The 13,245-nt window shown below is 62.1% G+C and carries 12 protein-coding genes; 9 read left to right on the top strand and 3 right to left on the bottom strand.

Annotation, left to right across the window (positions count from 1 at the left end; genetic code table 11):
- Positions 1–26: 26 nt before the first annotated feature.
- Positions 27–1,766 carry a M23 family metallopeptidase gene (locus IB285_RS13290; RefSeq protein ID WP_234033176.1) on the bottom strand — a complete coding sequence of 580 codons (1,740 nt, stop codon included), beginning with the start codon at positions 1,764–1,766 and terminating at the stop codon, positions 27–29.
- A gap of 163 nt (positions 1,767–1,929) precedes the next feature.
- Here IB285_RS13290 and IB285_RS13285 point away from each other — a divergent pair, with 163 nt between their 5' ends.
- From IB285_RS13285 to IB285_RS13260, 6 genes are all read left to right on the top strand, one after another.
- Complete coding sequence (locus IB285_RS13285; protein WP_190788613.1) at positions 1,930–4,584, top strand: helicase-related protein; 2,655 nt, start codon at positions 1,930–1,932, stop codon at positions 4,582–4,584.
- Positions 4,581–4,874 carry a S4 domain-containing protein gene (locus IB285_RS13280; protein ID WP_190788612.1) on the top strand — a complete coding sequence of 98 codons (294 nt, stop codon included), beginning with the start codon at positions 4,581–4,583 and terminating at the stop codon, positions 4,872–4,874. The genes IB285_RS13285 and IB285_RS13280 overlap by 4 nt, the downstream gene beginning before the upstream one ends.
- A 90-nt stretch (positions 4,875–4,964) precedes the next feature.
- Positions 4,965–5,303 (top strand): ferredoxin FdxA, encoded by a 339-nt coding sequence (fdxA, locus tag IB285_RS13275; protein WP_190788611.1) that lies wholly within the window; start codon positions 4,965–4,967, stop codon positions 5,301–5,303.
- Positions 5,304–5,624: 321 nt separating this feature from the next.
- Positions 5,625–6,161, top strand: coding sequence for a CarD family transcriptional regulator (locus IB285_RS13270; RefSeq protein ID WP_190788610.1), 537 nt, complete (start codon positions 5,625–5,627; stop codon positions 6,159–6,161).
- 148 nt (positions 6,162–6,309) lie between these two features.
- The gene (locus tag IB285_RS13265) at positions 6,310–7,104 is read left to right on the top strand and encodes a head GIN domain-containing protein (RefSeq protein ID WP_234033168.1); all 795 of its coding nucleotides are present in this window, start codon (positions 6,310–6,312) and stop codon (positions 7,102–7,104) included.
- A gap of 57 nt (positions 7,105–7,161) precedes the next feature.
- Entirely contained in the window at positions 7,162–7,494 is a 333-nt protein-coding gene (locus IB285_RS13260; protein ID WP_190788609.1) for a hypothetical protein, read from the top strand.
- Here the strand turns inward: IB285_RS13260 and IB285_RS13255 are convergent.
- The gene (locus IB285_RS13255) at positions 7,491–8,456 is read right to left on the bottom strand and encodes an L-threonylcarbamoyladenylate synthase (RefSeq protein WP_190788608.1); all 966 of its coding nucleotides are present in this window, start codon (positions 8,454–8,456) and stop codon (positions 7,491–7,493) included. The two genes, IB285_RS13260 and IB285_RS13255, sit on opposite strands and share 4 nt — an antisense overlap.
- 92 nt (positions 8,457–8,548) lie before the next feature.
- Between IB285_RS13255 and IB285_RS13250 the strand changes: the two genes are divergently transcribed.
- Positions 8,549–10,291: an acyl-CoA dehydrogenase gene (locus IB285_RS13250; protein WP_190788607.1), complete on the top strand. Its 1,743-nt coding sequence runs from the start codon at positions 8,549–8,551 to the stop codon at positions 10,289–10,291.
- A gap of 12 nt (positions 10,292–10,303) precedes the next feature.
- Positions 10,304–11,152, top strand: coding sequence for a DUF815 domain-containing protein (locus IB285_RS13245; protein WP_190788606.1), 849 nt, complete (start codon positions 10,304–10,306; stop codon positions 11,150–11,152).
- Positions 11,153–11,156: 4 nt separating this feature from the next.
- Here the strand turns inward: IB285_RS13245 and IB285_RS13240 are convergent, their stop codons facing one another.
- Complete coding sequence (locus IB285_RS13240) at positions 11,157–12,638, bottom strand: PQQ-dependent sugar dehydrogenase (protein ID WP_190788605.1); 1,482 nt, start codon at positions 12,636–12,638, stop codon at positions 11,157–11,159.
- Positions 12,639–12,700: 62 nt separating this feature from the next.
- On the opposite strand from IB285_RS13240, the gene IB285_RS13235 reads away from it, so the two are divergent.
- The gene (locus IB285_RS13235) at positions 12,701–13,198 is read left to right on the top strand and encodes a GAF domain-containing protein (RefSeq protein ID WP_190788604.1); all 498 of its coding nucleotides are present in this window, start codon (positions 12,701–12,703) and stop codon (positions 13,196–13,198) included.
- Positions 13,199–13,245: the final 47 nt, after the last annotated feature.

The following is a 13,245-nucleotide window of genomic DNA, read 5'->3' as shown; positions in this document are numbered from 1 at the left end:
CGCAGGCACCGCGTGCGCGAAAAACCTCAGGGGCCGTTCGCTCCGTTGCCGATGCGGCGCGCCATGTCGATCTTCTCGATCTCGCGCATCGGTTCCTCGACCTCGGTCTGGAGCTGCTCCAGATCCTCGAGCGCCGCGCCCACTTTTACCTCTTTCAGCTTGATGAGCTGGCGGCGGAAATCGATCAGCTCCGTGCCCGAAAGCTGGGCGCGGGTCACGAATTTGACGCTGGCTGGATTGATGTGACGGCCGCCGCGATACATTTCGTAATGGAGGTGCGGTCCGGTCGAGAGGCCGGTCGAGCCGACATATCCGATGATCTGCCCTCGGCGGACCTGCTGTCCGCGGCGCACAGCCATCCGGCTCATGTGGCAGTACCGCGTTGAAAGGCCATTCCCATGATTGAGCCGCACCGCAATGCCGCATCCCCCCATCCGGCCCGCGCCGCTCACGGTTCCGTCGGTCACCGCTGCGATCGGCGTTCCGCGGCGCGCCTTGAAATCGAGCCCTGCATGCATGCGGCGATAACCGAGGATAGGGTGCCGGCGCATACCGTAACGCGATGAGATGCGGCCCGGAACCGGCGCGATCAGGCCGCCGCGCTGTTCGCCCACCCCGGATGCCTCGTAAAAGCGGCCCTCATCGCCCCAGCGCATCAATTGCGTGCGCGGCTGCCCTCCGCGGTCGATCCCGGCATAGAGCAGGTTGCCCGCCTGCCGCTCTCCGGTGGCCGCGCGGCGATAGGCAACGATAATGTCGAATTCGTCCGCAGCGCGCACTTCGCGGTTAAGGTCGATCTGGGCGTCGAGTGCCTTGATGTAATCCTGCACCGCGCTCGCGGGTACACCCGCCGAGCGCATCGAGCGGTAAAGGCTCGAGCCTACCTTGCCCCGCACACGCAGCGGCGTATCGTCGACGCGAATGACATTGCGCTGCAACGCGAGCATACCGCCCTCGCCCGTTTCCGCGTTGAAACCTCGTCTGCCGATTTCAAGCTCGAGATCGAAACGCGCGCGAAACTTGAGCGCGTCGAGCGGACGAGGCGTGCCCGGCTGTGCCCTGCGCCCAAGGGTGATGTCGATCTGTGTGCCCGGCTCGATTTCTGAAAGTGGCATCGCGTCGCCGATCAGCGCGCTGACCCTGTCGACATCGCTGGTCGAGACACCGGCGCGGCGGAGCATCGTTTCAAAACTGTCGCCAGGTGCCAGGGTTGCGAGCAATTCGATCTGCGGACGCTCCGGCGCACTGGCGAGCGGTATCACCTGCGATGTCGGACCCATCCGGCGTCCACTATCCGCACCATATGCGAGCGGCATGATCATCTGGCTGCGAAACTCGTCGCGGATTTCCGCGCCTTCGGGCATGGCCGACCGCGCTTCAAGCGGGGCGAAGTCGGGCCAGAAGGCAAGCGCGACGGCACCGAGGCCGATCATCGTCCCAAGTCCGCGAAACCAGCGGCGGCTGCCGATATTCTCGGCAAGGTCCGGGGCGAGATCCAATTCGCTCACCCAGGTCCCGGCGTGGATTTTCCACTCGTCGTAGCGCTCGGCGAGCCCGCTCCCGCGAGAGAGGACCCTGCGACCGGCATTGTCTTTGACGACAGGTTTTCTGCGAGGTGCAAATCGGCGAAGGTACGCGGTTATCGCCTGCGCTTTGGTTCGGTCGCGGCCCTCGGCGCGGGCACGCGCAGCAGGCAGAGCGGAAGCATCGAGCTCCGCATTCTCTTCACCGTCGCCATTAGGGGCTATTTCGCGCCCGTAATCCAATTGATTTCCCCCCGAGACCGCCTTCGGCCATCGACTTTCTGCGTAATGCCGCAAAATCTTGACGGAACAAAGTAAATCTCTGCTTAACCATCGATCAACCGAGTCGAGGATGCGACAAGCCGTGCCGAGGGAAAGTGGAGGCGCTTTCGCCAAGCCATTGCCCATGCCGGGCAAGACTGACACAAGCGCAGCCGTGAACCCGATTTCCAGCGATTCCAGGGTCCGGGCGGTGCTCGGGCCGACCAATACCGGCAAGACGCATCTCGCGATCGAACGCATGTGCGGCCATTCGAGCGGAATGATGGGGTTTCCGCTGCGGTTGCTGGCACGCGAGGTCTATGACCGGGTGCGCGCGATCAAGGGCGACGATGCGGTTGCGCTCATCACCGGAGAGCAGCGGATCGAGCCGCCCAACGCACGCTATTTCTGCTGCACGATGGAGGCGATGGACAGGCTCGGCGGTGGCCATGCCTTCGTGGCTATCGACGAAGCGCAAATCGGCGCCGATCCCGAACGCGGGCATATCTTCACCGACAGGCTGCTGAATGCGCGGGGCCGCGAGGAGACCATGATCCTCGGTTCGGCCACGCTGGAGCCCATCGTCAAGGCCCTGATCCCGCGCGCCGAAATGGTCGAGCGCCCGCGTTTTTCCACTCTGACTCATTCAGGCACCGCGAAACTCTCACGCCTGCCTCCGCGCAGCGCTGTGGTCGCTTTTTCGGTGGAGCAGGTTTACGCGATGGCCGAAGCTTTGCGGCGGTTTCGCGGTGGGGCGGCGGTCGTCATGGGCGCACTTTCACCGGAAACGCGTAACAAGCAGGTCGAATTGTTCCAGAATGGTGAGGTCGATTACATCGTCGCCACCGATGCGATTGGCATGGGGCTCAATCTCGACCTCAATCACGTGGCATTCGCAGCGCTTTCCAAATTCGATGGACAGCGCAAACGCCGCCTGATCCCTTCCGAGATGGCACAGATCGCCGGACGGGCGGGCCGGCACCAGACCGACGGGAGTTTCGGAACTCTGGCGGGCGGCGGCAGCCGCTCGGGCGCGCCGCTCGAATTCACCGACGAAGAGATATTCGCGATCGAGGAGCATCGCTTTGCTCCTCTGACCAAGCTGTACTGGCGCGAGGCCGAGCCGCGGTTCGATACGCTGGCGGTGTTGATAGGTGACCTCGAAAGCCGTCCGCGCCATGACGTTTTGCGCGCGGCGCCTCAGGCGATCGATCTTGCGGTGCTGAAGCGGCTGGCAGAGGATCCGATTGCGAAGACGGTACGCGGCAGCGGCCTCGTGCGGCGGTTCTGGGAAGCATGCTGCCTTCCCGATTTCCGCCAAGTCGGCGTCGATCCGCACGCGCGCTTCGTTGCGCGGCTTTGGCAGGACCTCGCGGGCGGCTATCTCGGCGCGGATTTCGTCGCGGCGCGCATAGCGGAGCTCGACCGGACGAGCGGCGACATCGACACGCTGCAGGGAAGGATAGCCGCGATCCGATCCTGGGCCTATATCTGCCAGCGACCCGACTGGGTGCTGGCGCGCGACGAAATGGCTGCGCGGGCGCGCGCGGTCGAAGCGAAGCTCTCCGATGCGCTGCACGCGCGCCTGACCGAGCGCTTCGTCAACCGAAGGACGACGATACTGATGAAATCGCTTGGACAGGATGCAAGCGCGCTCCCCGTAACGCTGGAGGCCGATGGACGGCTGACGGTCGAGGATGAACCGATCGGCCGCCTCGATGGTTTCCGCTTCGTGGTCGATCCCGACGCGACCGCCGCGGACCGCAAAATGCTGCTGGCGGCGGGCGAAAAGGCTTTGCCCGGCATCCTCGCGAAGCGCGCGGCGTGGCTGCTTGCCGAAGGTCTTGCCGAATTGACGATAGAGCGCGGTTCCATCCACTGGCAGGGCCGGGCGCTGGCGGAAATCGAAATGTCCGATGATTTCGAGACGGCACGCCTCAATCTTTCCCGCGACGTGTCGCTCCTGGCCGAGCCCGCTCGCTCCAATCTCGAAACTGGCCTTAGCGAATGGCTCGCGACCCGGCTCGAACCGCTGGCGCCCCTGCGCAAGCTCGCGGCCGCGGCGCGCGATCCAGAAGCGGGTTCGCAAGCGCGCGCACTGCTCATCACCTTGATCGAGGCTCGCGGAGTAGTGAGCCGCGAAAGCGCGGGACTTCAACATCTGCCGAAGGAAATGCGCCCTTTCCTGCGCAAGCTGGGCGTAACTTTCGGCGCGCTCGATATCTACGCCGCTCCGCTGCTGAAACCCGCACCGCGCCAGTTGCTCCACGCGCTCGGTCTCGACAAGCGGCCGCTGCAAGAAGCGATGCTTCCGGTTCTAAGCGAAGCGAAAAGGCTGCCGGCCGGATACAGGCCCGCCGGATCGCAGATCATTCGCGTCGACCTGGCTGAAAAGATCCTGCGTGCGGCGTTCGATGCACGCAGCAAGGCTGCCGAGAAAGCCAGAAAGGAGCGCAACCCGCGTTTCCGGATCGACCTCTCGCTGCCGATCTCGATCGGTCTCGAAGAAGAAAACGCGCGCAGGCTGTTAGGCAGTGCTGGCTTCCGGCTCCAGCGTGCGCGAATGCTTGGCGAGGGTGCTTTCGGCCCTCCGTCGCCAGACAGCTGGACGTGGCGACCACGGCGACCCGGCGACAACCAGAACCGTCGGCGCAAGGCGGATGACCGAAGAAAAAAAGGCAGCGATCAACGCCCGCGCGGAAAGAAGGGGCACCAGCGACAACCCCGGCAAAAGGTCGATACCGGCCCCGCAAAGGCTGGCGGCGCGTTCGATGGACTTGCCGATCTGCTCGGCGGATGACGAGGGAGGCCCCGGACTGCGACGCGGAGCCTTCGATCCGCATCGATCGTCTGCTCGTTTACCTCCGCTTTGCCCGCACCCGGTCCGCAGCTCAGGCCATGATCGATAGCCATGCGCTGCGTCGCAATGGGCAGCACGTCCGGCGCGCTTCCGAGAATACGTACATCGGCGATGTCATCACTCTCGTTCAAGGAGGCGAGGTGCGGGTCGTCGAAATCGCCGCCTTACCCGAGCGGCGCCTGTCACCCGCAGCGGCAAAGTTGCACTATCGCGAGCTAAACCGAAACTGACCGAGCCGGTCATTTTGCAGGCTTGACCCATGCAGACAATTCGACATAGCAGGCCCCGTGCAACCCGCCCATTCTCGAGAGTTCTCTTAAATGACCTATGTCGTCACCGATGACTGCATCAAATGCAAATACACCGACTGCGTTGAGGTCTGTCCCGTAGACTGCTTCTACGAGGGTGAGAACATGCTCGTTATCAATCCGAGCGAGTGCATCGATTGCGGGGTCTGCGAACCGGAATGCCCGGCGGAAGCGATCCTGCCCGACACCGAAGATGGTCTCGAAAAATGGCTGGAGCTTAACACGAAGTTCTCGGCTGAATGGCCCAACATCACGAGCCAGAAAGAGCCGCCAGCCGACGCCGACGACCACAAGGGCGAAGAGGGCAAGTTCGAGAAGTACTTCAGCAGCGAGCCTGGCGAAGGCGATTGATCCGGGTCCGCGCTTGACCGAAAAAAGCGCAAGGATTCGAACAACATAAAGCTTCGCGCGGCAGCGTTAAGATTGTGCGTTGCAGCGGAAATGTGCTGGTGCAGCGAGCGGACTCGCAATTTTGTTGCGATTATGCTATATAATCGATCAACCGCACTGGGTGATGCCTGTGCTGGCCTATTAGAAGTAGAAAGGTCACTACCCAGCAACACAGCTTTGGATGATCTGGCTGCGGCGCACGTCTCTCTAATCAGGAGGCAGTGCGCCGAGTTGTAAATCGTACGATCTGTTGCTGCGGAAGACTGAGTGAAAGGAATTCGCATGGCAAGCAATGCGCCCGCATTCGTCGTCGGAGATTACGTTGTTTACCCCAAGCACGGCGTTGGCCGTGTTATCGAACTTCAGAATGAAGAAATCGCTGGCATGCAGTTGGAACTGTATGTTCTTCGCTTTGAAAAAGAGCGCATGACCTTGCGCGTTCCGGTCAACAAGGTCGAATCCATCGGCATGCGCAAACTGTCTTCGGACAAGACGCTGAAAGAGGCGATGGAAACCCTGAAGGGCAAGCCGAAGGTGAAGCGCACCATGTGGTCGCGCCGGGCGCAAGAATATGAAGCGAAGATCAATTCGGGCGAAATCGTGCTCATCGCCGAGGTGACGCGCGATCTGTTCCGTCCCGACGATCAGCCAGAGCAAAGTTATTCGGAGCGTCAGATTTTCGAAGCGGCCTCCAGCCGCCTCGCCCGCGAACTCGCTGCGATGGAAGAGACCGACGAGGCAACCGCGCTCGAGAAGATCCTCGAAGTGCTGCGGGAGCATGCACCGCAATATTACAACAACGATGACGACGACAGCTAAGAACGTTCGTCGCATCAAGGTATCGAAAGGCCGCCCTGGTTCGGGCGGCCTTTTTTGTTTCGCCTGCGGGCGCTCAGCACATTCGGACCACTTGCCATGAGGTGCGTGCTGTATTATATCAGCAACACGCATTTCAGGTGGAGGTAATATGATCGATCGGTTTGTTCGCGGCTGCGCCAAGAGCGCGGCACCCCTGGCGCTGTTGGCTTTGGGCACCGCGTTATCTGGCTGCGCCTATATGGATGACTGGGAAAGTGTCGATGGCGTGCCGCTGGCGGAACTCGATATGAGCGGTGCAGCGCCGTCCAAATTGGTTCTGGCAGGGCCCGACAGGGTTTTCATCACCGAAGCGAGCGAACTGGCGATATCGGTCGAAGGCGACACGAAGGCTGGCGAAGCTTTGCGGTTCGACCGCGATGGCGACCGCCTCACGATCGCCCGCGATCGCAATATTTTCGACGGTTCGGGCGTGGCGATGGTCCTGGTGAGCATGCCAGCGCCCTCCGAATTGGGGATCGCAGGCAGCGGGCAGATCGAAGCTGAAAGCATGGCCAGCGATAGCGCCGAAATCGAAATCGCCGGTTCGGGAGATATCAAGGTCGGAAATATTGACGCGGACCGGCTGGAAGTCGAAATCGCAGGGTCGGGCAACGTGACAGCCATTGGCCGAGCGATCAATGTGTCGATCGAGATCGCAGGCTCGGGCGATGTCGACTTCGCCAACCTCTCCGCCGATGATGCGAGCGTCGAAATCGCAGGCTCGGGAGATGTGGAATTGGCCTCCGATGGCACGGTGTCCGCCGAAATCGCCGGATCGGGCGACGTGACCGTCTATGGCTCGGCAAGCTGCTCGGTACAAAGCGCGGGCTCGGGCTCACTGACCTGCCGCCCCGCCGAAACAGCAGCGGCTGCGCCAGAACGAGCTATCGCAGCCGACGAATAGAGCGTTCGCAGCCCGCGGCGGGTTGCAATGAATGGCTGGCGCGCGCAAAAACGCGGCATGCGCGCGCTACCCGCTCTTTCGCTCATCGCTATGTCGGCAATACTGTCAGGCTGCCTCGTGAAGGCGGCGGCTGACGTAGCCACGGCCCCGATCCGAGTGGGCAGCAAGGCTGTCGATCTCGCCACGACGAGCCAATCCGAAGCGGACGAGAAGCGCGGACGCGAAATTCGCAAGCGCGAAGAGCGGCTTGGCAAGCTTGATCGCCGCTACGAAAGGCAGCTGGAAGATTGCCGCGACGGCGATCAGGAGGCCTGCGAAGATGCGCGCGCGACTTACGCCGAGATCGAACAGATCATGCCGACTGTCCCAGTCGAGCCCGATCGCGACTAGTCCGAACGTGTGCCGGAGGGGGTGGCCGCTCTCGCCAGCCGATCGTTGATCGCACGGCCTACACCATCCCGCGGGACAGGCGCGATCGCGATGCTCGGCTTGCTCGACAGCGCCGCTCTGTGAAGACAGCTATAAAGCGCTGCTGCAGCTTCCTTTAAATCACCGTCCGCTGACAGATTGCAGTCACCGTGCACCGTCCCGAACCCGATAAGGAATTCGCTCGGCTCCGCCGTCAATGCGCCGAGCCGTATCGGTTTACCGGGCGAATAATGCCGCGAAAGCTGCCCGGGCGCTTCGATAGTGCCCTCCGAAGTCTCCGTCTCGGCACCGAGAATGCGAAGGAGCGATTCCTTGGTAATCGGGCCAGGCCGAAGAAGCGACCAGCCGCCGTCCTGGCGCAAAGCAACTATCGTCGATTCGACACCGCGTTCGCACGGCCCTCCATCGAGCACCATCGGGATTGCCGAACCCAGCGATGCGATGACATGGTCCGCTCGAGTTGGACTGATGCCTTCGCTAAGATTTGCGGAAGGTGCCGCGAGGGGGTGACCCAGGTTCTGAAGAACCGCTTGCATCACCCGGTGGGCCGGTTGCCGCAAGGCTATCGTGGGCAGGCCCGCCGTCACCGCATCCGCTATCCGAGCATTGCTGCAAAGTGGCAGCACGAGCGTCAGCGGGCCGGGCCAGAACCTTTCGGCAAGATCGGCCGCGCGATCATCGAAATCGGCGATTGCGCGCGCCTGCTCGATATCGCGAACATGCACGATGAGCGGGTTGAAATCGGGCCGGCCTTTCGCGGCATAGATCTTCGCCACCGCCTCCGCGCTATCGGCCCGCGCTGCCAGCCCGTAAACCGTCTCCGTCGGCACCGCGACCACGTCGCCGGAAGCGAGCAATTGCGCCGCGCGGGCAATTCCTGCCGCGTCCGCCGGCACCACTTCCGTAACGTCCTTGTCGCTCATCGCATGGTCGCTATATTCTGATGCGAGCGCTGCCAAGCAAAAGGCGCTTTTCCAACTGCCAAGCGACCCATTGAACAGGACAAGATCCGCCCGTGACACCCTATACACCGCCGACCCAGGACCAGCTGCTCGCCATTCGCGTAAACGCCGGAATAGAGGAGCTCGCCCAGAGCGAGAAGTTCGCGCACGCAGAATCCGATCTGGTTGAAGCAATCGTCGAAGGCGTCGGCCAGTTCGCAGCGGGTGAGTTTGCTCCGCTGAACCGCATCGGCGACCTTGAAGGGGCCAAGCTCGAAAATGGCGTGGTTCGCCTGCCCGATAGGTTCAAGGAGGCGTATGACGCCTATGTCGAACAGGGCTGGAACGCGATCGCTTCGCCCGAGGAATTCGGTGGGCAAGGTCTGCCCTTCATCCTGTCATGCAACGTGCTCGAAAACCTCGGCGCGGCGAATATGGCTTTCAACCTGCTGCCCATGCTCTCGGTGGGCGCGATCGAGGCCCTGGAGCACCATGGGAGCAAGGATCAGCAGTCCAAATACCTCCCCGATCTGGTGAGTGGTAAATGGTCGGGAACGATGAACCTGACCGAACCCGCTGCAGGCAGCGATGTCGGCGCGCTGCGATCGACGGCGGTCCCGATCGAAGACGGGGAACACGCGGGCAAGTACAAGATCACCGGTCAGAAAATCTACATCACCTGGGGCGAGCACGAGCTGGCGGAAAATATCATCCACCTCGTTCTGGCCCGCCTGCCCGATGCACCGGAAGGATCGCGCGGTATCTCGCTGTTCCTCGTGCCGAAATATCACGTCAACGACGACGGATCGCTCGGCAATCGGAACGATCTTCGCTGCGTCAGCCTCGAACACAAGCTCGGCATCAATGCTTCTCCGACATGCGTGATGAGCTACGGCGACAATGACGAATGTATCGGTGAGCTGGTTGGGCAGGAAAACCGCGGGCTGATGGCGATGTTCACGATGATGAACAATGCGCGCATCAATGTCGGAAACCAGGGCGCGCACATTGCTGAGCGCGCGACGCAGCAGGCGCTGTATTACGCGATGGACCGCGTTCAATCCGCGCGCGCCGGGTCGCCCGACAAGACACCTGTCGCCATCATCGAGCATCCCGACGTGCGGCGCATGATCCTGCGCATGAAGGCTCTGACCGAAGGTGTCCGCGCGCTGCTCTATTATTGCGCCGGCCAGGTCGACCGAGGCACGATCGGCGATCCCGATGCAAAGAACCGCGCGGAGATCCTTGTGCCAATGGTCAAGGCTTGGGGCACGGACACAGGGGTCGAAGTCACCGGTATCGGCATTCAGATCCACGGCGGCATGGGCTTTGTCGAGGAGACCGGCGCAGCGCAGCATTGGCGCGATTCCCGGATCGCTCCGATCTATGAAGGCACCAACGGCATTCAGGCTGCCGACCTCGTCACTCGCAAGCTGGGCATCGAGGGCGGCGAAGCGATGGTCGCGCTGTTCGAAGAGATCGCGCGCGATGCGGCTGAACAGCCCACGCTCCTGGCGCTCGCGAAAGACTGCGCGCACATAGCCCGCTGGATGCGCGACGAAGCGAGCCTCGATGATCGGCTCGCGGGGAGCGTCCCGTTCTGCACGATGGCTGCAGTCGCGGTCGCGGGCTGGCAGCTTATGAAGCAGGATCAGGCAGTCGCAGGAGGAGCAGCTCCAGCGCTGGCCGAAAGCAAACCGGTGAGCGTGCGTTTCTTCCTCGACCGTATCGTGCCGGAGGCGCATGGCCTCAAGGCGAGCGCGATTGCCGGGGCGGATTTGCTTTACATCCTGCCAAGCGAAAAGCTGGCGGGATAACGGCGGCCATTGGTGGGCGACGAGCGCGATACGCTTAAGCGAATAGCCGACGCGCTCGAGCGGCTCGCGCCGCCTCCGCCACCAACAATCGATTGGCGGGCATATCCGGCGTATGTCTGGCAGGGTTCCGCGGCGCGCGCGCTTGGGGGCATCAAGGCGCCCGAACTGGTGCAGCTGCGCGCGATCAACTCTCAGAAAGCGCGAGTTCATGAGAACATCGCCCGGCATGCGCAGGGGCATGCATCGCACGACATGCTGCTGTGGGGCGCGCGGGGCATGGGAAAATCCGCTCTGCTGCGGAGCGCGGTGAGAGACGTTCAGAGACAGGCGCCCTCCGCACTCGGCCTCGTGCAGGTCTCCGCCGATGCCCTCCCAGCCCTACCCTCACTTTTCGAGACGTTGTCCGACGAAGAGCGACAATTCATCATTTTTATCGATGACCTTGGGTTCGCAGAAGGCGACATGGTGGGTCCGCGCCAATTGCGCAGCTGGCTTGAGGGCGGCGTCGAGGCGCGTGCGGACAATTGCCGATTGGCTGTCACGTCCAACAGGCGCGCCATTCTTGCCCGACAGGCGAAGGAGCAGAACCCCGACGATCGCGACGCGCCGCTTAATCAGCGCGATGCAGTGGACGACAAGCTGGCCCTCGCCGACCGATTTGGGCTCTCGGTTGGCTTTCACCCATGCGGGAACGAGGAATATATCGAGATCGCCCGCGCCTACGCGGATCAGCTCGGTATCGCGTTCACCGATCAGGAAGCGTTGACTTGGGCGATGCAGCGCGGTCAGCGATCAGGGCGCGCTGCATGGCAATTCGTAGTCGAGTTGGCCGGTAAGGCTGGCAAAGCGGTCGAGATTTAAGCGATTATTGCGCCTGTCCCGCCTGCGTCCGCAGGTAGTCCTCTTCGAATGTTGCTCGCGGATCGCGCAGTTCGCGCTGCGGCGGGAGAGCGTTCCCGCTTATGCGAGCAATCGCCGCGCCGGGCTCCGCGCCCGGAGAGGCTGCGCGCCAGATGATCCCAGCAGTGTCGTCGGAGACCAGCAGGGATCCGTCGCCTGCCCACTCCACCCACGTTGGCCGGCCCTTGGTCGTGCCGTCCTCATTCAGGAAACCGCCGAGCAATTCGACCGGTTTACCCACGGGATTACCGCGCTCGTCGAATTCGACATAAACCACATCGTATCCGGATGGCGGCTTGCGATTCCAGGAACCGTGGCGCGCGATAAAGGCACCGCTGGCGAAGTCTTCGCCCATCACGTGCCCTTCTTTCGTGAACACCAGGCCCAACGCGGCGACGTGTGGACCCACCGCATAGACAGGATTACGTGTATATTCAATGAGATAGGCAGGCATGGGCGCTTCGACGCGGCGGTCGATATTGTCTTTGTAGTATACCCAAGGCCAGCCATATTGGGCACCGATCGGCACGTTGGTAAGGTAATCCGGCACAAGGTCGGACCCGAGCATGTCGCGCTCGTTCACCGTCGTCCAAAGCTCCCCGGACCAGGGACTAAAATCCAGCCCATTTGCATTGCGCAGGCCAAGCGCAAACTGGCGCTGGCGGTTGGTGTTGAGGTTATATTCCCAGATCATGGCGCGGCCTTCTTCGACTTCCATGCCGCTTTCGCCGATATTGCTGACCGAGCCGACTGCAATGAACAGCCGGTCGCCATCCGGGTGGATCTCCATGTTGCGCATCCAGTGACCACCGCCGGGAGGAAGGTCCATCAGCTTGCGCGGCTCACCCGAAACCCTGTCGCCGCCCAACTCATAGTCGAATTCGAGCACGGCATCGTGATTGGCGACGTAGAGCTTGCCATCGTACCAGCTCATTCCGGACGGCGAATCGAGCCCCTCTTCGCGGATGACGGTTTTGGTCTCGGCAATACCATCTCCATCAGCATCGCGCAGAAGAACGATCTGGTTAGGCGATTCTCCGGCGGAACCGGCTCGGGAGAACAGGAATGAGGCGACCCAGCCGCGGATCGTGTCCATGATGCCGCCTTCGCCGCCCGGATCGACCTTCGGTGCGCGGGTCAAGGTAACGAGGACATCGCCGTTCGGGAGCGCGTAAAGAACGCGCGGGTGATCAAGACCCTCGGCGAAGCGATTGACGCTCAATCCGTCCGCCGCTGTCGGACTATCGCCATCGGGCCAGCCCACTGGCTCGGCGATCTGGACGGTCGGGAAATTCTCCGGGTCAGGCTCCTGAAGTGTTGGCTCCAGCCCGGCCACTTCGTCGACCGTTAGGTCAGCAGTGTCGCCTCGCGACAGAAAGTAGAACGCGATGCCAAGCGCTGCGATCAGGACGACGAAAAAGATTGCGAGCTTGCGAAGAATAGCCATCTGCTGGGAAATAGAGCCGCAATGCGCTTGCGGCAACAGCGTAACGCTCTCAAGGATTGCCGATGTACGATTTCAAGCCAGGCGCGCAGCTCTCAACGGAAGAACGATATCGGCAATTGTGCCAGGCGGCCGATGCGCTGACCGCCGATGAGCCTGACGCGATCGCCAATATGGCGAACGTAGCCGCGCTCCTGTGGGAATTTTTGCCCAACCTCAATTGGGCGGGATTTTACCGGGTCGGCCGCGCGAAATCGGGAAAAGATGAACTTGTATTGGGTCCATTTGTAGGCCGCCCGGCCTGCATCCACATACCGTTCGGCCATGGGGTTTGCGGCACCGCTGCTTCGAGCGGCGAAACCCAGCGCATCGATGATGTTCACGCTTTCCCTGGCCACATTGCATGCGACGCGGCGAGCCAATCGGAGCTTGTCGTGCCGATCATGCGCGATAACGCGGTGATCGCGGTTATCGATCTGGACAGCCCGCAGAAGGCGCGCTTTACGCCTACAGATGCAGCGGGGCTGGAAAAGCTGGCGGAATTGCTCGCCGGTCGCGTCTGATCAGCTAGCAGATACCTGCCGCTTGGAAAGTTGCGCGGCGCAACTTC

Source organism: Erythrobacter rubeus (assembly GCF_014705715.1).
Lineage (GTDB): Bacteria > Pseudomonadota > Alphaproteobacteria > Sphingomonadales > Sphingomonadaceae > Erythrobacter > Erythrobacter rubeus.
Note: the sequence above shows the minus strand (reverse complement) of the source record. Positions and strands in the feature narration are given on the sequence as shown.